Below are 22,337 nucleotides of genomic sequence, written 5' to 3' on the forward strand. Positions count from 1 at the left end.
CCAATTATTTTGCAATATCTGTTGATGGAATTCCATGTTTGGTGTTTATTCATCTAAAGATAAGATAAAACCAAGATGTTAAAGATGTTTGTGACCTTGAAAATATGGTGCCTGTGAGAATGCTAAATGTTTGATTACATTTTAAACATCTCATTCTTTTTAAATCAGAAGTATTCAAATTAAAACTAAAACACCTAATACATTTGTTTTCTTTCAAATTTGCTATATATGCAAGACATTGCTGTTCAGTTTGAAAAGCATTGTTGAATTCATTCAGTTTCATTATTCCCTCCACAAGTACATGTGGGGAGAAGTCCGATTTAATATTTGGATTTTTACTTTTTAAATAAATTGAAATACCACTTAAAAGTCCTCCTCCACCAATTGGAACTAAACAATAATCAATTTCTTTACCCATTGCATTCATTTGTTCATATATTTCCAAACCAATTGTACCTTGACCAGCAATAACAAAATTATCATCATATGGATGAACTAACGTTAACCCTTCTTCTTTTTCAAGTCTTAATGCTTCAGACATTGCATCATCAAACATATTACCACAAAGTTTAACAGTACATTTAGCACCACCAAATTCTTTAGTAGCAGCAATTAAACCCTTTGCTTGCTGTTCCTTTGATAAATTAAGAATTTTATTTAAAGCGCCTCTAATTTTAAAACTACCTGTTTTTTGTAAATTTTCTAACTTTAAAAATATATTATTACCAGAAAATGAAGAAAGTTTATCTGCTTTTATCAAACTTGTCTTACTAATTTTATCTTTAATTTTTGAATACGTTTCTTCAATTATTTCTTCACTTACTAAATTTTCCACAATGGTTCCTCCTGAGTTTCTATCTAATTTCTCAAATATAATTAATTATACAATATAATAACTTTTATTTATAAAACAACAAAAGTAATCATTAATAGTGAAAGGGTCACCCCTAAGTTGCAATAATTATACTCTAGTGAAAAAGTAATTGAAATACTCTTTCTGGAGTATTTTTAATTATTGTATGAAATCTTGTATTATTGTATTTTCAAATAGCATGATTCATATGTAATAAAAAGGTATTTTTATTTTTGAATTTTTGTCTTTTAAAATAAACAACTTTTAAAGTTTTAAATACAGTTTCAACAATTGCATTTTGATATGAAGCATAGCCATCTGTCATGCTTAATTGAATATTATTTTTTTTAGCATAATTTCAATAATCATGAGTTCGAAACTGTATTACGCGATCAGTATGAATAATCGTATTATGCAAATTATATTTAAAAGACATGTCTTTTAAAGATTTTATAAGATGTGATTTTTCTTGATTTTTAGATCAGTGGTGATGTAATATTTTTCGTGAATAAAAATCAACAAATGCTCACAAGTATAGTTTTTGATTATTAATTTTAAATTCACTAATGTTTAAAGCAATTTTTTCTAATGGTTTATTAACGTTAAAACTAATGGTATTATTAGCTTGTTTTAATAAATTAGGTGCTATAAATTTATGTTCGGCTTTTAATTTTGATTTTTTGCCATAAGTTCCTTGTTTATGAATTGTTTTTAAACCTAACCTTTTCATTGCTGAAAGTGCTTTTTTTCTACCAATTTTTAAAATGGCAGCCATTCGTTTATGACCATATTCTTGTTGACAACCATAATCTTTATCATCATCATAAAAGATTAAATTTATTGCTTGGTCGTAACTATCATCAAACTTTGGTTTTCATTCTGGACATCCACGGATCTTTCACTTGCGATATCCTTCATTAGAAATTTGTAATAAATTTACGGACTTCTCCCCACATGTACTTGTGGAGGGAATAATGAAACTGAATGAATTCAAAAATGCTTTTCAAACTGAACAGCAATGTCTTGCATATATAGCAAATTTGAAAGAAAACAAATGTATTAGGTGTTTTAATTTTAATTTGAATACTTCTGATTTAAAAAGAATGAGATGTTTAAAATGTAATCAAACATTTAGCATTCTCACAGGCACCATATTTTCAAGGTCACAAACATCTTTAACATCTTGGTTTTATCTTATCTTTAGATGAATAAACACCAAACATGGAATTCCATCAACAGATATTGCAAAAGAATTGGGAGTGACTTTGAAAACTGCTTGAAGAATGACTCATAAAATCAGAACACGTATTGCAAAACAAAAACCTCAATTTATTGTTGAAGGTACAGTGCAAATTGATGAAATGTATCTTTCACATATGGGTTTTAAAAAACAAGGAAGATCCTTGGTGAATAAAACCTTGATTGTTGGCATTTATCAAAAAACAACCAATAATTTAATTGTGAAAGTATTGAAAAACGCAAAGAGTAAAAATCTTTTGCAGTTTGCAAAAAACCACATTTCTTCAAAATGTCTTGTATATACTGATTCTTGAAAAGGATATTGCGATTTTAAATCAGTTTTCACTAAGCATGAAACAGTTAACCATCAAGATGGCTATGTTTCAAAAATTGGTGTAAATACCAACCAAATTGAATCAGTTTGAAAACATATAAGAAGAACATTTAAAACACATATCAAAGTTGCAAAACATCATGTTCATTTATATGCTAAAGAAGCTGCATATAAATTCAACAAGATACCTAGTTTTGAAACTGTAATTCTATGTTTGATTTAAAAATGTGGGGAGAAGTCCGTAGATAGGCTTTTCTCAGCATTTATGTGATAAAATTAAAATAGTACATAAAGGGAGAAAAGCCTAAATTTAATAGAAAAGATTTGGGCGGTTGTCAAAGGGCGCATCACTTTAACCCTTAGAATCATAATTGGATAACAAAGAACGATATAAATATCGTTCTTTTTTTGTTAAAAGATTAAAACTTAATAAAACTGTCGTAGAAGTCTAATAGTGAGTACTTTATGTAAATACTTCTATATCAGTATAAAAGCGCATTTAATGTTAAGCAAGTTAAAATGTTACACTGTATCGCTTAATGTAATTATAGATTAATTTGAATAGCCTTATTATGGCTCAGTAAATAACCCATTAATCTAATTAACAATTACATTTGTATTATTTAAGAAAATAGGGGGTTTATATATAAATACATACCTCATTAACAATATCATAACACAATAAATTGGAATGGCAACCTTTTTTAGGACTATTTTTTGGTAGACATTTGTTTTTGATAATTAACTGGAGTTAAGTAGTTTAAAGTGCTGTGAATTCTTATGTTGTTATATCAATTGATGTAATCAAATAATTCTAATTTTAATTGGATTAATGATGTAAAATTTTTATCATTAATAAATTCGGTTTTGAAAGTTTTAAAGGTTGCTTCAGCAACAGCGTTATCATAAGGACAACCTTTTTTGCTTAAAGAGCGATTAATATTGAATGCTAGTAAAAGTTTATCAATAATTTTATTATTAAATTCATTACCGCGATCACTATGAAATATTTGAATATCTTTTAAACAGCGATTTGAGTGCATAAATGCTTGATATACTAATGATGCATCTTTTTTAGTACCTACACTATGTCCAATTATTTCGCGGTTAAATAGGTCAATTAATAAACAAATATAGTTTCACTTACCATTTACTTGAACATAAGTTAAATCACTAACAATAACTTCATTTTTAACTCTATTATTAAAGTTTCTATTAACAAGATTGGTTATTTGACTATCATTGACTTTATTATGATAATTTTTGAATTGGAATGGCAACCCTTTTTAGGACTATTTTTTGGTAGACATTTGTTTTTGATAATTAACTGGAGTTAAGTAGTTTAAAGTGCCGTGAATTCTTATGTTGTTATATCAATTGATGTAATCAAATAATTCGAATTTTAATTGGATTAATGATGTAAAATTTTTATCATTAATAAATTCGGTTTTGAAAGTTTTAAAGGTTGCTTCAGCAACAGCGTTATCATAAGGACAACCTTTTTTGCTTAAAGAGCGATTAATATTGAATGCTAGTAAAAGTTTATCAATAATTTTATTATTAAATTCATTACCGCGATCACTATGAAATATTTGAATATCTTTTAAACAGCGATTTGAGTGCATAAATGCTTGATATACTAATGATGCATCTTTTTTAGTACCTACACTATGTCCAATTATTTCGCGGTTAAATAGGTCAATTAATAAACAAATATATTTTCACTTACCATTTACTTGAACATAAGTTAAATCACTAACAATAACTTCATTTTTAACTCTATTATTAAAGTTTCTATTAACAAGATTGGTTATTTGACTATCATTGACTTTATTATGATAATTTTTGAATGATAATTTAGTGTATTTTGATATTAAATTATGTTTATTCATAATTTCTTTAATTTTTCGTCTTGATAAATAAATTTCTTGGTTTTCTAGAATGACTTTTAATCTTCTAGTACCATAAACTTCTTTATTTTTTTTAAAAGCACTAATAACAGCTTGTTCATAAATATTATTTTGAATTTTATTTTTTTTCTTTAAATTAAAATAATATGTTGATTTAGAGAGTTTTAAAAAATGACACATTGTGCGAATTTTATATTTAGATTTATTATTTGCAATAATCTCTACTTTCTGCCTATTATTAGTGCTGCTTGCTTTAAAATATCATTTTCCATTCTTAATTGTTTTAATTCTTTTCTTAATTTAATTAATTCATTTTCTTCAACAGAACGATTATCTTTAGTTTTAAAACTACCTGAATTAGTAAATTGCTTAATTCAATTGTAAGTAGCTGCTCTTGTAACATTATATTCTTTAACAAGGCAAGATACTGATTTGCCACTTTGATATAAAGCTACTATTTGTTTTTTAAATTCATCGGTATATGAGTTAATATTGGCCATAATTATAGTTCCTTTCTTTGTTCACTTGTCTATGTAATTAGTGTCCAATAAAGTGTAACCCATCCATATTCTTATATTGTCTTTCAGCAACATATCCTAAATCTCGTAATACTGTTTCACGATTAGGAGTAAAACTATACTTCATTAAATAACGTTTATTACCAATAATTTTATCTGTTAAAATTTCTTTTCCACTTACTTGACTAATAATTTCTTGTAAGTTTTTTGCTTCTTTAATACCAACTTGTTCTAATGTTTTAGTTTTTTGTGCTAACTTAATAAATTTAGTTGTACGATAACCACGACTAATTTTATTAAGTCCAGCAAATGCTGGTAATATATTAAAAAAAGTATTTAATGGTGTTACATTTCCTTTTAAATAATCATAAACTTGATTAATAGTAAAATCAGTTAAAAATTCTACACCAACAGCACTAATACTAGCAATTAAATCACTTGCACCTAATCCAAGGGCTACACTTTCACTTAATCCACCAGTAAAAGGAGCAAGTGCTACTGCTATAACTTGTACACCAATCATTTCTAAAATTTCTCATCAAAAACTTTTATTTTCTTGTTGTTTACTTATTCTAGTATGTTTTGGTTTATTTATGTTTAAAAGTATTGCTGTAATAGTTGTACCGATTGGCATGATATTAATTTCCTTTATTTAAGAGTTATTTTAATCAGATTTGTTGTTCCTTTATAATTTAAGTCATTAACATTAGCAGTAATAGTTATGTATAAGTCACCTGCTTTTTGTTTTTGATTACTTACATTAGTTTTTCCTTGTGCATCACTAAAATATTTAATAGTTGGATTTGTTAAATTAGGATTTAATGATTTAAGTTCATTAGTACTTTTTATTTGTGTATTTAATTCACTATTATTGTTATTAACATTTGCAGTAATATCAGTTGTTAAACTTGTAATTTTAGTTTTTAAATCAGTTTTATCAGTATTAATAATTCCACATGCCATTCAACGTGATGTTGTTTCATTATTAGAAATATAAGGTATTGCTTGACCTGTAACTTCTCCACCAACTAAATACATTCTTCCAACTTTACCATCTGCCACTTCTTGAACATAAATAATTGTATCTTGCAACATATATCTTTTCATTGCTCTTGGCGTTGCTAAAACAAATGACATAATTTCATCATCATTTTTATCATTTTTAAAAGTCATATAGTCATCCATTACAATTTGACATAATACACCTTTAATATATAAATCATTACCATTTAATCTTAATTGTTGTGCAATTTCATTATCAGTAATTAAACCTTTATTATCTGCCAAGTAAACTATACTATCATAAAGAGCATTAGTAATAAAGAATCTACAATTTGCAATATTTCTATATTGAAATAATGTATTTCATGCCCCCAACATTGCTTCTACATATTTAATTGCTTGTGATTTTGGTTCTGTTGATTTTTCAATCATAAATTTAATTGCATATTTTGCAATTACATTAGTATTGTTATTAGCTAAATAATCTGCTAAATCATTAGCAACTTCATATTGCATACTTTGTAATAAATTTTGTCCATTTTCTGCTAATAAATCTTTTGCTGCAATTGTTTCGCCAGCAACAGCTTCTTCTGTAATTTCTTTAATAATTTTATCTTTATCAGCATATCCGACATCTATTCTTTTACTCTTATCATTTCATTGAAGAACTTTAACTTTTGGGTCTTTTGGTTTTTTAACTATAAATTCAATTCTTGTTGAATTAACCATTTCGATAGGAAAAAAACTTGCCCATGGACTATTTGATTGTTTAAAAAATTCTATAAACTCTGGTGCTTCTACTAATTTTTCGGTATTATCTAAATTTTTATTGAATTGTATTGCCATTTTTTGATTTCCTTTCTGTTATAAATTATTATTTTTTTTATAATCCAATAATGTACTTTTTATTGAATTTTGTTGATTTGTTATTATTGTTTGTTGTTTACCACCTGTATTAATTATTTCTTTAAATACTGGTTGTTCTTTAATAATTTTTTTAATAGTTTCTTCAATTTTTGAATTTTCTAAATTATTAGTTTTAAATTTTAAAAAATCATAAAATTCAGTTTTAACTTGATATTTTTTAAATATATTAATTATTTCTTTTTCTTTAATTTCTTGATTAAGTTTATTTAACTTATTTTCTGCTTCATTAACTTTATTTTCTATTTCTTGTGAAGAAGCATTGTTTTCAGTTAAAGGTTCAGTTGTTTGTTGAACATTATTTTCATTTTCTAACATTTACATCACCTCTTTATTATTTATTTTCTTTATTAATTTTTTCATTTAATTTTGCTAATTTTTTTTTGATGTTTGATAATTTTGTTATTTGCTCTAACATGTTTTGGAGTTGTAATAAATCGTTTAAATCAAACAATTAATTCTCTGCAAATTAATGTTCCTACACTTGTTCCAATAATGATTAATTCATGCAATAATTCTTTCATTTCAATATTTTCCTTTCAATTATTTATTTTTTAATTATTCGTCAAATTGACCACCATTAATTCTTTCAACCATTGACTGATAATTACTTATAATAGTTACTAATAAAGAAATTTCTTTATTTAATTGTTCCATTCTTTCTTTATGTATTTTTATTTCGTGATTATAATATTCAATTATTTTTTCTTTATTCATTATTTTTCACCTCCTTTATAAACTCATGTGATTATAATCTCAATTTAATGAAGCATTATCGTTATTTAATGCTACTTCGCTCATATTATCACTACCGTATTGACTAGTTGTTTCACTATTAATTGTGAATCTATTATCATTTACTAATCTTGCAGTTTCATCATTAAATGATGTTTCTTGCATTTCTTGAATATGATGTGTAGTTTCCATAGGTAATAAATTATGGATAATTTCACTTGCACCAGCAACAATTGTAGGTACTGCATAAGCATTATTAAAATCATTATTAATACCCATTGCTACACCACTTGATATTAAACATCCACCAGTTGCCATATTACAAATCTTTCTTATTGTGGAATGGCAACCCTTTTTAGGACTATTTTTTGGTAGACATTTGTTTTTGATAATTAACTGGAGTTAAGTAGTTTAAAGTGCCGTGAATTCTTATGTTGTTATATCAATTGATGTAATCAAATAATTCGAATTTTAATTGGATTAATGATGTAAAATTTTTATCATTAATAAATTCGGTTTTGAAAGTTTTAAAGGTTGCTTCAGCAACAGCGTTATCATAAGGACAACCTTTTTTGCTTAAAGAGCGATTAATATTGAATGCTAGTAAAAGTTTATCAATAATTTTATTATTAAATTCATTACCGCGATCACTATGAAATATTTGAATATCTTTTAAACAGCGATTTGAGTGCATAAATGCTTGATATACTAATGATGCATCTTTTTTAGTACCTACACTATGTCCAATTATTTCGCGGTTAAATAGGTCAATTAATAAACAAATATAGTTTCACTTACCATTTACTTGAACATAAGTTAAATCACTAACAATAACTTCATTTTTAACTCTATTATTAAAGTTTCTATTAACAAGATTGGTTATTTGACTATCATTGACTTTATTATGATAATTTTTGAATGATAATTTAGTGTATTTTGATATTAAATTATGTTTATTCATAATTTCTTTAATTTTTCGTCTTGATAAATAAATTTCTTGGTTTTCTAGAATGACTTTTAATCTTCTAGTACCATAAACTTCTTTATTTTTTTTAAAAGCACTAATAACAGCTTGTTCATAAATATTATTTTGAATTTTATTTTTTTTCTTTAAATTAAAATAATATGTTGATTTAGAGAGTTTTAAAAAATGACACATTGTGCGAATTTTATATTTAGATTTATTATTTGCAATAATCTCTACTTTCTGCCTATTATTAGTGCTGCTTGCTTTAAAATATCATTTTCCATTCTTAATTGTTTTAATTCTTTTCTTAATTTAATTAATTCATTTTCTTCAACAGAACGATTATCTTTAGTTTTAAAACTACCTGAATTAGTAAATTGCTTAATTCAATTGTAAGTAGCTGCTCTTGTAACATTATATTCTTTAACAAGGCAAGATACTGATTTGCCACTTTGATATAAAGCTACTATTTGTTTTTTAAATTCATCGGTATATGAGTTAATATTGGCCATAATTATAGTTCCTTTCTTTGTTCACTTGTCTATGTAATTAGTGTCCAATAAAGTGTAACCCATCCAAATGATAATTTAGTGTATTTTGATATTAAATTATGTTTATTCATAATTTCTTTAATTTTTCGTCTTGATAAATAAATTTCTTGGTTTTCTAGAATGACTTTTAATCTTCTAGTACCATAAACTTCTTTATTTTTTTTAAAAGCACTAATAACAGCTTGTTCATAAATATTATTTTGAATTTTATTTTTTTTCTTTAAATTAAAATAATATGTTGATTTAGAGAGTTTTAAAAAATGACACATTGTGCGAATTTTATATTTAGATTTATTATTTGCAATAATCTCTACTTTCTGCCTATTATTAGTGCTGCTTGCTTTAAAATATCATTTTCCATTCTTAATTGTTTTAATTATTTTCTTAATTTAATTAATTCATTTTCTTCAACAGAACGATTATCTTTAGTTTTAAAACTACCTGAATTAGTAAATTGCTTAATTCAATTGTAAGTAGCTGCTCTTGTAACATTATATTCTTTAACAAGGCAAGATACTGATTTGCCACTTTGATATAAAGCTACTATTTGTTTTTTAAATTCATCGGTATATGAGTTAATATTGGCCATAATTATAGTTCCTTTCTTTGTTCACTTGTCTATGTAATTAGTGTCCAATAAAGTGTAACCCATCCATTTCATTAATAATGGTCAATATGAACAATTAATTGATTATTTATATAAAGAATTAGATAATCATAAAAAGTTAAAAAAACAATATCGGACTTCTCCCCACATGTACTTGTGGAGGGAATAATGAAACTGAATGAATTCAACAATGCTTTTCAAACTGAACAGCAATGTCTTGCATATATAGCAAATTTGAAAGAAAACAAATGTATTAGGTGTTTTAATTTTAATTTGTGGATGGGTTACACTTTATTGGACACTAATTACATAGACAAGTGAACAAAGAAAGGAACTATAATTATGGCCAATATTAACTCATATACCGATGAATTTAAAAAACAAATAGTAGCTTTATATCAAAGTGGCAAATCAGTATCTTGCCTTGTTAAAGAATATAATGTTACAAGAGCAGCTACTTACAATTGAATTAAGCAATTTACTAATTCAGGTAGTTTTAAAACTAAAGATAATCGTTCTGTTGAAGAAAATGAATTAATTAAATTAAGAAAATAATTAAAACAATTAAGAATGGAAAATGATATTTTAAAGCAAGCAGCACTAATAATAGGCAGAAAGTAGAGATTATTGCAAATAATAAATCTAAATATAAAATTCGCACAATGTGTCATTTTTTAAAACTCTCTAAATCAACATATTATTTTAATTTAAAGAAAAAAAATAAAATTCAAAATAATATTTATGAACAAGCTGTTATTAGTGCTTTTAAAAAAAATAAAGAAGTTTATGGTACTAGAAGATTAAAAGTCATTCTAGAAAACCAAGAAATTTATTTATCAAGACGAAAAATTAAAGAAATTATGAATAAACATAATTTAATATCAAAATACACTAAATTATCATTCAAAAATTATCATAATAAAGTCAATGATAGTCAAATAACCAATCTTGTTAATAGAAACTTTAATAATAGAGTTAAAAATGAAGTTATTGTTAGTGATTTAACTTATGTTCAAGTAAATGGTAAGTGAAACTATATTTGTTTATTAATTGACCTATTTAACCGCGAAATAATTGGACATAGTGTAGGTACTAAAAAAGATGCATCATTAGTATATCAAGCATTTATGCACTCAAATCGCTGTTTAAAAGATATTCAAATATTTCATAGTGATCGCGGTAATGAATTTAATAATAAAATTATTGATAAACTTTTACTAGCATTCAATATTAATCGCTCTTTAAGCAAAAAAGGTTGTCCTTATGATAACGCTGTTGCTGAAGCAACCTTTAAAACTTTCAAAACCGAATTTATTAATGATAAAAATTTTACATCATTAATCCAATTAAAATTAGAATTATTTGATTACATCAATTGATATAACAACATAAGAATTCACGGCACTTTAAACTACTTAACTCCAGTTAATTATCAAAAACAAATGTCTACCAAAAAATAGTCCTAAAAAAGGTTGCCATTCCAAGTCCTGTTTTAAAATACGCAACTTACTTTAATCCATTCAAATACGCTATGGATCCATTTATTCAAGCTTTAATTGAAACAAGTTTTACTTTTACAACAACTTATGGAATATATCTAGGAGTTGCACTTGGATTGATTGGTATTTACACAATAGTTGCAAGTTCAAAATTACGTTGACAAGCATAATAAAAATAATAATTAAAAATAATAAAATTAAAAATGACTTTTAGTCTTTTTTAATTTTATTATTTAAATAAATCAATATTACGTCAAAATTTATGATCTTTTGTATCTTTTTTATTATCATTATCTAAACTATCATCAAAAAGTGATGGATCGATTTCATAGGGTTTACCACTTAAAGCATTATTAATAACATTTTGATATTCCGAATTGGCTCTCATAATTTTATTACGATCAATTTTTGGATTAAGAATAGCAATAACTAGTATAATAGCAATTGGTAAAATTGCTGATGCTGCTGTAATATATGTTAATATTTGAAAAGCTTTAAAAGTTGCTAATCCTTTTAATCAGGGTAAAGCATTAGGATTAATTTTGTCACCTTTATCTAAAAAAGAAGTAAATGTTCTTAATAATGAATCATCTGTTGTCATATAAAATAAATTTGAAATTGTATAAATTATTCAAAAAATTAAAATAACTATTAAAAAATATGATGTTCGATATAAATCACGACCTAATTTTGGTGGTTTTAAAATTGAATATAAAAAGCCTCCATTTAAAACTATTGTTGTAACAATAGTGAAAACTATAGTTTTTGATTGTTGTGCAAAATTATAATAAACGGGTGATGTACTATTATCTTTAATTTGAAAAGTACCTGCTATAAAATAAGTTAGTATATAAGTAGCTATTGCTAGCACTGTTGTTAATAAGAAAAAAGCTGATAATATTTTCTTTAAAAGTGGAATATATTTTGGTTTATTCATATAAGGGTAAAATTTAGGATTTGTGGCGGGATGTTGCGGTAATACACCTAACTTCGCTAAATTTGCTAAACTATTATTATCAAGATTATTAATATTTAAATTATTACCTAGATTCCCAATGCCACCAATATTAGGATTTGTATCAACATTATTATCAACATTCTGATTATTTGGAGTAACACTTGGCTTAACCTCAGTAGCATCATCACTAAAATTATTTAATGCAGTAATTTGATCATTTAATTCATTAAAAGTATTATTATCAAACTGTCTTATTCGTTCAAGACTTTCTTTTTCCACAGTCTTACAAATATTAGTAATTGTAACTATTAATAAGTTACGCTCTTCAAGAATTTCAATACGATTTTTAGGAGAACTTTTAGTAATACTCAAACTACGATTTACCAAATTAGAAATTAACTGCAAAAATTCTATTGCATACTTTTTATCTTTTAATTCTTTTAGTTCTTTTTCAAGAAAAAATAAATTAGAAATTTGTAATTCTAAAATTTTTAAAAGTTCTTCATTAGCAAAAATAGATTTTCTAACAATTAAATTATTTAAACTGTTATATATAGTACTTGATATTTCATAGTATAATGCAACATTTAAATCTTCTTCTGAGTACACTTTTTCGGTTTTTTTCTTTGTAACTCTTTTTACTTTTGGTTTAACCAATGTAATGTCACTATTTTCTTCTACTAACTTTTTTTCTGTAACATCAGTATTTTTATTACTTTTCATTATATGTATCACCTCTTGAGTTTAAAACATCTATAATTATATACTAAATATTCAAAAAAAATAAATCAATTGCAATATTTTTATTAAACTTTCCTTTTTTGATATTGTAATCTAATTCATATAATTTTAACAAAATATTATTAATATTTAAATTAATATTTAAATATTGTTCTAATATTTTTACTTGAAACTTGGAAATATTTAATATATTGGAAATATCTTCATTACTTTTTTTTTGTTTAACTAAAATTTTGATATCTCTAATTAATTCTAATTGATATACAAGAATATTAATCAATTTAATTTTATCATAATTAATAACATTATAATAGTTATATTGTGTTCAAAAATTGTTATAATCTTTTTTTAATATATATTCAACAGTTTTAAAAATATTTGTTTCAAAATATTTAGGAACCACCTCAATAATAATATCTGAAGTTATTTTTTTTCCAATTAACCTTAATTTTGATAACTCATTTAAAATAATACTGACATCATTTGGCAAGTATTCTAAAAGAAAATTAGTTGCTTCTTGAGTAATGTTAACTTTAAAACTATTGCAAACTTTATTAATTAATAATAATAATTGTGATTTTGTATAATTTTTAATTTTGATAATATTAAATTGTTGAAATTCTCTACTAATTTTAAAATCAACATTTAAACTTTTAATAATTATCATTGTTTTTTGATTATGATTAAGCAAAGCATTAACAAATTTTTTTTCTTTAATATATTTTTGCCATAAATTACTGCTATCATTAATTACGATTACTTTATTTTCTTCAAATATACTCATAATTTGAATTTCATTAATAATATTAACAATTGTATCCTCTTGTAATTCATATAGATTATAATCATAATTTTCTTTTTTATGATTTTTTTTAATTAATTGTTCAATATTTTTTCTTACTAAATACTCATCTTGACCATGAACAATATAAACCATGTTTCGAACCTCACAAAATTATTAATATATTTTATGTTAATGTTATAATATAATAATGTTTCATATATAATCACACTTTTATTTTTTCCTCAATAATAAACTTTTTTAAGATTATTCAGTGTTTCAATATTCGGAAAACACTTTCGTTTTTGATAATATTCCAAATTTGAACTTTTATCTTATATACTAATTGTTATATCTAATGTTTTAAAACATTATCACTTTTCAACTAAATTATAAAGATCTTCAGCAACTGCTTGATGCACTAATGTTGTTGGATGAACTTCATCAAAGAAGAAATAATTATTTAATGTTTCTTTTGTTGAACCATTAACATATGTTCTGTAACAGCACCATCTAATGCCATATGAGCATAATCAGATTCAATTGCATTTTGAGTAATATTTTTTCCTTCTTGTTGAAATATCAACGCATATTTAGTTAATTCTTCTCTTAAACTAAATCTTCTAATAAAATTAGGATAATTAGTTGTATATAAAGATATCTCATGATTTCAAAGTGTTTTATAAGCATCAGATAATTGTTTTGCTAAAACTTGCGATTTAGTTCCATAATATTTTGGGACAAGACTAAAATCTGGAACATCAGTAGCAACAATATGTTGAATGCCTTTATTAATTAATTCTTGAATTATATCTCCTTCTTTTATAATTGCATTATAAATAATATCAAGTCCTTTATAATAGTTACCACTATCAATAGCAGCCAACATATCATTATTTCCTGATTCAAGAAAGACTAAATCATCACTTTGTAAATTTTGATGTTGAGATAATAAAGCAGCCATTTGATGTTGAAGGCTAAAACGATTTGAATAAAATTCTCCTGTTCATGAATCATTTTCAGCTGCAACAGCGCCTCCAACCGCATAGTTATTACCAAATTGTTCATAAGTTGCTGCATCATTTAAAATCGTATATTTTCATCCTGCTTGTAAGTTTAAATGTAATTTATTAGCTAAAATTTCAGCTGCAACCTTACCATTGCTGAAAGAGCGATTTAAATAATATGGATCTCCTAATTCTACTTGAGCGACTCATAAAGGTGCTAATGGTGATTTTTGGACAAAGTCACTCCCAGCTCCAACAAAACTACCAGTATCAGAAAGACTATCACCAAGAACGTATAATTGATGATAATCAGTAACTGTTTTTTCTGCCTTGCTATTGGATGTAATAGTAGTTATTAACATTGAAGGTAACAACAAAATTTTTAATAAATGATTTATTTTTTTCATATTTTTTCCCCTTTTGTTTTAATTATATATTTTTTAGCTTTCTTTTCTAAAAAGTAATTTTCTTTTAATTATTCAATACTTTTACTAAATACTCATATTGAACATGAATAATATAAATACTATTTCTAATCTCACAATATTATTATATCAGTTTATATTAACGTTATAATATCATAATGTTTCATATATATTCTTATAATCACAGTTTTATTTTTTCCCGAATAATAAATTTGAGCATTAATTTTTTTAAGATTATTCAATGTTTCAATATTGGGAAACTGTCTTCGTTTTTGATAATGTCCGGAAATTAATGCTAGTTCTGGATTAAGAGTTTTTAAAAAACTAATAGTTGATGAAGTTTTTGAACCATGGTGAGGAACTTGTAAAATATTAATTTTACTTAATACATGGGTGTTAACTAATAAATTTTCGGTTTGTTCTTCAATATCACCAGTAAATAAAATTTTATAATTATAAACTTTTAATAACAAAACTAAACTTTTATTATTTTCAGAAACATATTGCAAATTAAAACCATAAACTAAATTATGAATTGGATTAAAACCATCAATAACATATTGCGATAATTGATTGGTATTTTCATAAATTTTATCTATTTTTAAGTTCATTTTCAAAAATCCAATATTACTAATATGATCTAAATCATGATGAGTTAAAAATACTGCTTTTAAACTATGAATTCCTTTTGCTGAAAGATAATTATAAATAGTTGGATTATTTGGTTTTAAATCTTCTGTGCCCGCATCAATTAAAATAGCAGATTTATTATAAGGACTAGTTATTAAAAAACTCATAGCATTACCAACATTAATCATTGTTAATTCATAATAAGGTTTAATAATACTATTCATTCATAATGTTGAAAGTAAAACAAAATTAATAATCGGACTTCTCCCCACATGTACTTGTGGAGGGAATAATGAAACTGAATGAATTCAAAAATGCTTTTCAAACTGAACAGCAATGTCTTGCATATATAGCAAATTTGAAAGAAAACAAATGTATTAGGTGTTTTAGTTTTAATTTGAATACTTCTGATTTAAAAAGAATGAGATGTTTAAAATGTAATCAAACATTTAGCATTCTCACAGGCACCATATTTTCAAGGTCACAAACATCTTTAACATCTTGGTTTTATCTTATCTTTAGATGAATAAACACCAAACATGGAATTCCATCAACAGATATTGCAAAAGAATTGGGAGTGACTTTGAAAACTGCTTGAAGAATGACTCATAAAATCAGAACACGTATTGCAAAACAAAAACCTCAATTTATTGTTGAAGGTACAGTGCAAATTGATGAAATGTATCTTTCACATATGGGTTTTAAAAAACAAGGAAGATCCTTGGTGAATAAAACCTTGATTGTTGGCATTTATCAAAAAACAACCAATAATTTAATTGTGAAAGTATTGAAAAACGCAAAGAGTAAAAATCTTTTGCAGTTTGCAAAAAACCACATTTCTTCAAAATGTCTTGTATATACTGATTCTTGAAAAGGATATTGCGATTTTAAATCAGTTTTCACTAAGCATGAAACAGTTAACCATCAAGATGGCTATGTTTCAAAAATTGGTGTAAATACCAACCAAATTGAATCAGTTTGAAAACATATAAGAAGAACGTTTAAAACACATATCAAAGTTGCAAAACATCATGTTCATTTATATGCTAAAGAAGCTGCATATAAATTCAACAAGATACCTAGTTTTGAAACTGTAATTCTATGTTTGATTTAAAAATGTGGGGAGAAGTCCGTAGATAGGCTTTTCTCAGCATTTATGTGATAAAATTAAAATAGTACATAAAGGGAGAAAAGCCTTAATAATAATAACTGTTAACATTCTTCAATTAAAATATCGTCAACAGTTATAAATAACTATTAAAATAAAAAAATAAAGTTGTAAAATTCAAATTTCAATTTTAAAAGTCGGAATTCAAATATTACTCATATTTATTAACTTAATAATAATAATTAAAAAATTTAAAATTGGAGAAACAAAAAAACTTAAAATTGAATTTAAAAATAAATTTAAAAATAAAATAACATCACAAAAAATAATGATTGGTGTAAAAAATAATAAATATGCAACAGTTAATAAACTAAAACCATGATTTATTTGTCACTGAATAGGAATAGTGAATAAAAATAAAACAAAATTAATCAATAACATTCTAATCCAATAACTATATTTTTTAAATTTATTATTAATAAATAAAATCAAAAAAGTAATACCAAAAGAAAGTTGAAATCCTAAAAGATAGAATTGTAAAGGTCATAAACAAAGACAACAATAAGCACTAAAACTAAGAATAGAAATTGGATGAATAGTTTTTTTATTAAATTTTAAAATACAACTAAAAATTAAAAAAAATAATGCTTTCATTGCTGCAATAGATTAATTAAGTAAATATAAATAAAAACATAAAATTACAAAGCAAATTAAAAGTTTAATTAATTGATTTTTGATAAATCAAAAACTTTTTTTAAAAAAAACAAAGAAAAAATTAATGTGTAAACCACTAACAACAATAATTGGAGTAATACCAAACTTATTAAAAATGGTAAAAATAGATTTGTTTTCTTCAGTTTACTGACCAAATAATAATACGGACTTCTCCCCACATGTACTTGTGGAGGGAATAATGAAACTGAATGAATTCAACAATGCTTTTCAAACTGAACAGCAATGTCTTGCATATATAGCAAATTTGAAAGAAAACAAATGTATTAGGTGTTTTAATTTTAATTTGAATACTTCTGATTTAAAAAGAATGAGATGTTTAAAATGTAATCAAACATTTAGCATTCTCACAGGCACCATATTTTCAAGGTCACAAACATCTTTAAACATCGGAAATGTTTAGTAATCTGTGTAACTTACAAAAATAACTATGTTTAATTAATTCTAGTAAATATAATTAAATGACTAGAAAGAGTGAGTTACAGATGGCTAAAAAAGATAACTTTAATAATAATGATCCAATATCAAAAGCAGTAGATTTATTACTAGAAAATACTGAAGATTTAACAACAGTTTTTAAACCTGGCGGTTTATATAAAGAATTAACAAAAAGATTAGTTGAAAAAATGTTGAATTCTGAAATGCAAAATTATTTAGGATATGAAAAAAATCAACATAGTACTACTGAAAATGCTCGTAATGGTACAAGTTCAAAAAAATTAATAACTCAACAAGGTAAAATTGAAATTGATGTACCAAGAGATCGCAATAGTAATTTTACTCCTGTAATAGTTCCTAAAAGGCAAAGAAGATTTGATGGTTTTGATCAACAAGTTCTTTCCTTGTATGCAAAAGGAATGACATTATCTGACATTAGAATGCAGTTGCAAGAGTTATATCATGGTGCTGATATTAGTTAAAGTGTTATTAGTCAAATTACTGATGATGTTATTGATGATGTTAAAGCATGACAAAATCGACCATTAGAAAGTATTTATCCTATTGTTTATTTTGATTGTATAGTAGTTAAAGTACGACAAGATAAACGGATTATTAACAAATCAGTTTATATAACATTAGGAGTTGATTTAGAAGGCAAAAAAGATGTTTTAGGATTATGAATTAGTGAAAATGAAGGTTCTAAGTTTTGATTATCTAATTTCACAGAAATGAAAAATCGTGGCTTAAATGATATTCTTATTGCTTGTAGTGATAATTTAACAGGCATGTCAGAAGCAATACAATCAGTTTATCCTAAAACAGAACATCAATTATGCATTGTTCATCAAATTAGAAATAGTTTAAAATATGTTTCATACAAACATCGAAAAGGTCTAGTTGCAGATTTAAAACCAATTTATAGTGCATGTAGTGAAGAACAAGCAATGCAAGCTTTAGAATCGTTTGAAAGTAAATGAAATAAACAATATCCTCAAATTACTAAATCTTGATATAAAAATTGAGATAATTTAATGGTTTTTATTAGTTATCCAGTAGAAATCAAAAGAGTGATTTATACTACAAATGCTATTGAATCTGTTAATAGTCAATTACGAAAAATCATCAGAAATAAAAAAGTTTTTCCTAATGATATGGCAGTTTTCAAAATATTTTACTTGGCAATTGAAAATATAACAAAAAAATGAACATTGCCTATTCAAAATTGAAATACAGCAATTGCTCATTTTATGATAAAATTTGAAGACAGAATTAATCTAAATTAGTAACTTTGTAAAACAAAGATACACAGATTATTAAAAAGCCTCATAAAAAGTTGTTATATTTAAAAAATAAATTATTCTTTTATTTTAACTCTTTTGACTCAATTTCATCAATGTTGTTACTTCTTCTTCTGTCAAATAACGATATTCACCCATTGTTAAACCTTTTAAAGTAATATTAGCAACTTGTAAACGTTTTAAAGTAATTACTCTACTTCCTATTGCTTTAATCATACGTTTAACTTGTTGATTTTGTCCCTCATGAATGGTTAGATGTAGTAAAGTATTTTCTTTTTTTATATTTTTATAAATTATTTTAACAATAGCAGGAGAAGTTGTAAATGAAGTTGATAAAATAATACCGTCTTGTAGTTTTTTAATAGCATTTGATGACAAAATACCACTTGCCAATACTTCATATACCTTATCTATTTTATAACGAGGATGAATAATAGCATTAGTAAATTCACCATCATTAGTCATTAACAACAAACCTGAAGTATCAAAATCTAAACGACCGACTGGGTAAATTCTACTATTAATATTAGTAAAATAATTCATTACCGTTGGTCGATTTTTAGGATCACTGACTGTTGTTAAACAATTAGGTGGTTTATAAAATGCTAAATAAATATGATTAGATTGCTTAATAATTTGATTATTAACTTTAATAACATCACTACTTGTAACTTTAAAACCTAACGTTGTAATAATTTGCCCATTAACTGTTACTTGCCCATTAATAATTAGTAATTCTGCTTTTCGTCGTGAACATACTCCAGAATTAGCAATAGCTTTTTGCAAGCGTTCTAAATCATTATTCATTAGTAAAGTTGTAGACTTCTTGTTCATCATTTTGGTTATTAAATTGAGGCAAAGTTGGTAATTGAGTTAAAGATTCGATATTAAAATGATCCATAAATTCATCAGTTAAATCATATAAAATTGGTTTTCCTGGTAATTCACTACGACCAATCTCAGTAATTAAATTTAAACTTTTTAGTTTAAAAATAATAGAATCACAATTTACACCACGAATATCTTCAATTTGTGGTTTAGTAACTGGATGATTATAAGCAATAATAGCTAGTGTTTCTAAAGCTGCTTGTGATAAACGTATTAAAGGTTGTTGTTTTAATACTTGATAGCGATTATAATGAATAGGTTTTGTTGTTAATTTATAAATATTACCAACTTTAATTAAACTTAAACCACTGGTATCATCATCATTTAATTTCATTTGTAAAGACGCAATTAAATTTTCAACAGTCTTTGGTTTTTTTGTTAATTCTAAATATTCAGCAAGTGTTAATAAATCAAGGCCTTCATTGCCAGCAATAAATAATAAACCTTGTAAAACTGCTAATCTTTCGTTTGTTTTTCAATTGCTATTATTCATTTTTCTCACCTCGATAAATTACTTTAATTTCAGTAAAAGTATTAGTTTGTATAATATGTAAAATTTGATGATTTGCAAGATCTAAAATTGCAATAAAAGTAATAATAAAATAATGTAAAGTTAATGCTTTAGTAAAAAATAATTGTTCTAAAGTAAAGTGTTGCTTGGGGTTTTTCTTCAGTAACTGTTTAATTTCTTTAGCTCGATCTTCAGCTGAAATTAAGTTTAATGCTAAATTAACTGGTAATTTATTTTCATTTTGTAGTCTATTAAATAAGTTTAACATTGCTTGTGTTAATTTATTAATATTATTTTTTACCAAAATTGGTGTAATTTCATCAACTAAATATGTTTTTAAATCACTAGGTGTTTTTGTTAATAATTGGGTTCTATATAAAGCCTGTTCTTTAAAATAATTACTTATTTCTTTGAATTTTTTATATTCTAATAAACGAGCAATTAATTTTTGACGATTAACTTCATTTTCATAAGCACTATCTACCACTAGTTCTTGTTTTGGTAATAATTGTTTTGATTGCAATTCTAATAAATAAGCAGCAATCGGTAAATATTCACTTACTAAATCAATGTTTTTAATTAATTCTTCATTAATAAAATGAACATATTGGTTAGTAACATCATTTAGATTTAAATCTAAAATATCAATATTTTTTTCTTTAATTAAATGCAAAAGCAAATCCATTGGTCCTTGAAAAGATTCAATTGTAATTACTGGTTGTAACATTATTCTCGTTCCCTCAATATCATTTTATACTTATTAATATTAACGGACTTCTCCCCACATGTACTTGTGGAGGGAATAATGAAACTGAATGAATTCAAAAATGCTTTTCAAACTGAACAGCAATGTCTTGCATATATAGCAAATTTGAAAGAAAACAAATGTATTAGGTGTTTTAATTTTAATTTGAATACTTCTGATTTAAAAAGAATGAGATGTTTAAAATGTAATCAAACATTTAGCATTCTCACAGGCACCATATTTTCAAGGTCACAAACATCTTTAACATCTTGGTTTTATCTTATCTTTAGATGAATAAACACCAAACATGGAATTCCATCAACAGATATTGCAAAATAATTGGGAGTGACTTTGAAAACTGCTTGAAGAATGACTCATAAAATCAGAACACGTATTGCAAAACAAAAACCTCAATTTATTGTTGAAGGTACAGTGCAAATTGATGAAATGTATCTTTCACATATGGGTTTTAAAAAACAAGGAAGATCCTTGGTGAATAAAACCTTGATTGTTGGCATTTATCAAAAAACAACCAATAATTTAATTGTGAAAGTATTGAAAAAAGCAAAGAGTAAAAATCTTTTGCAGTTTGCAAAAAACCACATTTCTTCAAAATGTCTTGTATATACTGATTCTTGAAAAGGATATTGCGATTTTAAATCAGTTTTCACTAAGCATGAAACAGTTAACCATCAAGATGGCTATGTTTCAAAAATTGGTGTAAATACCAACCAAATTGAATCAGTTTGAAAACATATAAGAAGAACATTTAAAACACATATCAAAGTTGCAAAACATCATGTTCATTTATATGCTAAAGAAGCTGCATATAAATTCAACAAGATACCTAGTTTTGAAACTGTAATTCTATGTTTGATTTAAAAATGTGGGGAGAAGTCCGTAGATAGGCTTTTCTCAGCATTTATGTGATAA

At 24.9% G+C, this 22,337-nt stretch carries 26 protein-coding genes and 4 pseudogenes; 7 read left to right on the plus strand and 23 right to left on the minus strand.

What is annotated here, in order from left to right; genetic code table 4:
• Positions 1–4 precede the first annotated feature (4 nt).
• The 3 genes and pseudogenes from AACL02_RS02930 to AACL02_RS02935 form a co-directional block, all read right to left on the minus strand.
• Positions 5–283 carry a hypothetical protein gene (locus AACL02_RS02930; RefSeq protein WP_339042733.1) on the minus strand — a complete coding sequence of 93 codons (279 nt, stop codon included), beginning with the start codon at positions 281–283 and terminating at the stop codon, positions 5–7.
• A 96-nt stretch (positions 284–379) separates the two neighbouring features.
• Positions 380–835, minus strand: a pseudogene (locus tag AACL02_RS12440) (pyridoxal-phosphate dependent enzyme); the annotation flags it as partial.
• Between the two features lie 133 nt (positions 836–968).
• Positions 969–1,847, minus strand: a complete 879-nt coding sequence (locus AACL02_RS02935; RefSeq protein WP_339042734.1) for a DDE-type integrase/transposase/recombinase — start codon at positions 1,845–1,847, stop codon at positions 969–971.
• On the opposite strand from AACL02_RS02935, the gene AACL02_RS02940 reads away from it, so the two are divergent.
• Entirely contained in the window at positions 1,828–2,649 is an 822-nt protein-coding gene (locus AACL02_RS02940; RefSeq protein ID WP_339040763.1) for an IS1595 family transposase, read from the plus strand. The genes AACL02_RS02935 and AACL02_RS02940 overlap by 20 nt on opposite strands.
• A gap of 487 nt (positions 2,650–3,136) precedes the next feature.
• Here the strand turns inward: AACL02_RS02940 and AACL02_RS02945 are convergent.
• The 11 genes and pseudogenes from AACL02_RS02945 to AACL02_RS02995 all read right to left on the minus strand — a co-directional run.
• Positions 3,137–3,610: pseudogene (locus tag AACL02_RS02945) on the minus strand (IS3 family transposase); the annotation flags it as partial.
• Positions 3,611–3,718: 108 nt separating this feature from the next.
• A protein-coding gene (locus tag AACL02_RS02950) for an IS3 family transposase (protein ID WP_422397808.1) occupies positions 3,719–4,836 on the minus strand; the annotation gives its coding sequence in 2 pieces (ribosomal slippage) (positions 3,719–4,566 and positions 4,566–4,836; 1,119 coding nt in all).
• Between the two features lie 37 nt (positions 4,837–4,873).
• A complete protein-coding gene (locus AACL02_RS02955) occupies positions 4,874–5,488 on the minus strand; it encodes a hypothetical protein (RefSeq protein ID WP_339040352.1) in 615 nt (204 codons plus the stop codon).
• Between the two features lie 14 nt (positions 5,489–5,502).
• On the minus strand, positions 5,503–6,702 hold the full coding sequence (locus AACL02_RS02960; RefSeq protein WP_339040354.1) for a hypothetical protein: 1,200 nt from the start codon (positions 6,700–6,702) through the stop codon (positions 5,503–5,505).
• Between the two features lie 18 nt (positions 6,703–6,720).
• Entirely contained in the window at positions 6,721–7,098 is a 378-nt protein-coding gene (locus AACL02_RS02965) for a hypothetical protein (protein ID WP_339040356.1), read from the minus strand.
• Positions 7,099–7,130: 32 nt separating this feature from the next.
• A complete protein-coding gene (locus tag AACL02_RS02970) occupies positions 7,131–7,304 on the minus strand; it encodes a hypothetical protein (protein ID WP_339040358.1) in 174 nt (57 codons plus the stop codon).
• A gap of 34 nt (positions 7,305–7,338) precedes the next feature.
• On the minus strand, positions 7,339–7,497 hold the full coding sequence (locus AACL02_RS02975) for a hypothetical protein (RefSeq protein ID WP_339040360.1): 159 nt from the start codon (positions 7,495–7,497) through the stop codon (positions 7,339–7,341).
• Between the two features lie 15 nt (positions 7,498–7,512).
• Positions 7,513–7,833 (minus strand): hypothetical protein, encoded by a 321-nt coding sequence (locus AACL02_RS02980; RefSeq protein WP_339040362.1) that lies wholly within the window; start codon positions 7,831–7,833, stop codon positions 7,513–7,515.
• Positions 7,834–7,876: 43 nt separating this feature from the next.
• Positions 7,877–8,994 (minus strand): IS3 family transposase gene (locus AACL02_RS02985; RefSeq protein WP_422397807.1). Its coding sequence is split into 2 segments (ribosomal slippage): positions 7,877–8,724 and positions 8,724–8,994, totalling 1,119 coding nucleotides; the frame shifts between segments, so codons are not numbered across the junction.
• A gap of 29 nt (positions 8,995–9,023) precedes the next feature.
• Positions 9,024–9,302, minus strand: a complete 279-nt coding sequence (locus AACL02_RS02990; protein ID WP_339042735.1) for an IS3 family transposase — start codon at positions 9,300–9,302, stop codon at positions 9,024–9,026.
• A gap of 107 nt (positions 9,303–9,409) precedes the next feature.
• On the minus strand, positions 9,410–9,622 hold the full coding sequence (locus tag AACL02_RS02995; RefSeq protein WP_339042736.1) for a transposase: 213 nt from the start codon (positions 9,620–9,622) through the stop codon (positions 9,410–9,412).
• Positions 9,623–9,982: 360 nt separating this feature from the next.
• On the opposite strand from AACL02_RS02995, the pseudogene AACL02_RS03000 reads away from it, so the two are divergent.
• Positions 9,983–11,100, plus strand: a pseudogene (locus AACL02_RS03000) (IS3 family transposase).
• A 268-nt stretch (positions 11,101–11,368) separates the two neighbouring features.
• Here the strand turns inward: AACL02_RS03000 and AACL02_RS03005 are convergent.
• The 4 genes from AACL02_RS03005 to AACL02_RS03020 all read right to left on the minus strand — a co-directional run bounded on the left by AACL02_RS03005 (position 11,369) and on the right by AACL02_RS03020 (position 16,028).
• Positions 11,369–12,820: a hypothetical protein gene (locus AACL02_RS03005; RefSeq protein WP_339042737.1), complete on the minus strand. Its 1,452-nt coding sequence runs from the start codon at positions 12,818–12,820 to the stop codon at positions 11,369–11,371.
• 43 nt (positions 12,821–12,863) lie between these two features.
• Positions 12,864–13,775 carry a DNA polymerase III subunit delta gene (gene holA, locus AACL02_RS03010; RefSeq protein ID WP_338975289.1) on the minus strand — a complete coding sequence of 304 codons (912 nt, stop codon included), beginning with the start codon at positions 13,773–13,775 and terminating at the stop codon, positions 12,864–12,866.
• A gap of 307 nt (positions 13,776–14,082) precedes the next feature.
• Positions 14,083–15,033, minus strand: a complete 951-nt coding sequence (locus AACL02_RS03015) for an SGNH/GDSL hydrolase family protein (RefSeq protein WP_339042738.1) — start codon at positions 15,031–15,033, stop codon at positions 14,083–14,085.
• A 152-nt stretch (positions 15,034–15,185) separates the two neighbouring features.
• Complete coding sequence (locus tag AACL02_RS03020; protein ID WP_339042739.1) at positions 15,186–16,028, minus strand: ComEC/Rec2 family competence protein; 843 nt, start codon at positions 16,026–16,028, stop codon at positions 15,186–15,188.
• Here AACL02_RS03020 and AACL02_RS03025 point away from each other — a divergent pair.
• Positions 15,974–16,795, plus strand: a complete 822-nt coding sequence (locus tag AACL02_RS03025) for an IS1595 family transposase (protein ID WP_339040600.1) — start codon at positions 15,974–15,976, stop codon at positions 16,793–16,795. The genes AACL02_RS03020 and AACL02_RS03025 overlap by 55 nt on opposite strands.
• 716 nt (positions 16,796–17,511) lie before the next feature.
• Here AACL02_RS03025 and AACL02_RS03030 read toward each other — a convergent pair.
• A complete protein-coding gene (locus tag AACL02_RS03030; RefSeq protein ID WP_339042741.1) occupies positions 17,512–17,757 on the minus strand; it encodes a hypothetical protein in 246 nt (81 codons plus the stop codon).
• Here AACL02_RS03030 and AACL02_RS03035 point away from each other — a divergent pair.
• Together AACL02_RS03035 and AACL02_RS03040 are read left to right on the plus strand one after the other, a co-directional pair.
• Positions 17,703–17,924 carry a hypothetical protein gene (locus AACL02_RS03035; RefSeq protein WP_339042742.1) on the plus strand — a complete coding sequence of 74 codons (222 nt, stop codon included), beginning with the start codon at positions 17,703–17,705 and terminating at the stop codon, positions 17,922–17,924. The two genes, AACL02_RS03030 and AACL02_RS03035, sit on opposite strands and share 55 nt — an antisense overlap.
• A gap of 82 nt (positions 17,925–18,006) precedes the next feature.
• Positions 18,007–19,245 (plus strand): annotated as a pseudogene (locus AACL02_RS03040) (IS256 family transposase).
• Positions 19,246–19,329: 84 nt separating this feature from the next.
• Here the strand turns inward: AACL02_RS03040 and AACL02_RS03045 are convergent.
• From AACL02_RS03045 to AACL02_RS03060, 4 genes are read right to left on the minus strand one after another with little or no spacing between them, the layout of a single operon-like run.
• Positions 19,330–20,067, minus strand: coding sequence for a pseudouridine synthase (locus AACL02_RS03045; protein ID WP_281748443.1), 738 nt, complete (start codon positions 20,065–20,067; stop codon positions 19,330–19,332).
• Complete coding sequence (gene scpB, locus AACL02_RS03050) at positions 20,060–20,641, minus strand: SMC-Scp complex subunit ScpB (protein ID WP_339042743.1); 582 nt, start codon at positions 20,639–20,641, stop codon at positions 20,060–20,062. Before scpB ends, AACL02_RS03045 begins: the two co-directional genes overlap by 8 nt.
• Positions 20,634–21,386 (minus strand): segregation/condensation protein A, encoded by a 753-nt coding sequence (locus tag AACL02_RS03055; protein ID WP_339042744.1) that lies wholly within the window; start codon positions 21,384–21,386, stop codon positions 20,634–20,636. Before AACL02_RS03055 ends, scpB begins: the two co-directional genes overlap by 8 nt.
• A complete protein-coding gene (locus AACL02_RS03060) occupies positions 21,319–21,519 on the minus strand; it encodes a hypothetical protein (protein WP_339042745.1) in 201 nt (66 codons plus the stop codon). The genes AACL02_RS03055 and AACL02_RS03060 overlap by 68 nt, the downstream gene beginning before the upstream one ends.
• Here AACL02_RS03060 and AACL02_RS03065 point away from each other — a divergent pair.
• Both AACL02_RS03065 and AACL02_RS03070 read left to right on the plus strand, forming a co-directional pair.
• Positions 21,465–21,743, plus strand: coding sequence for a hypothetical protein (locus AACL02_RS03065; protein ID WP_339042746.1), 279 nt, complete (start codon positions 21,465–21,467; stop codon positions 21,741–21,743). The genes AACL02_RS03060 and AACL02_RS03065 overlap by 55 nt on opposite strands.
• Before the next feature lie 6 nt (positions 21,744–21,749).
• The gene (locus AACL02_RS03070; RefSeq protein ID WP_339042747.1) at positions 21,750–22,286 is read left to right on the plus strand and encodes an IS1595 family transposase; all 537 of its coding nucleotides are present in this window, start codon (positions 21,750–21,752) and stop codon (positions 22,284–22,286) included.
• The last annotated feature ends 51 nt before the right edge of the window (positions 22,287–22,337 follow it).

This window comes from Spiroplasma endosymbiont of Apeira syringaria (assembly GCF_964020205.1).
Classification (GTDB): domain Bacteria; phylum Bacillota_I; class Bacilli_A; order Mycoplasmatales; family VBWQ01; genus Spiroplasma_E; species Spiroplasma_E ixodetis_A.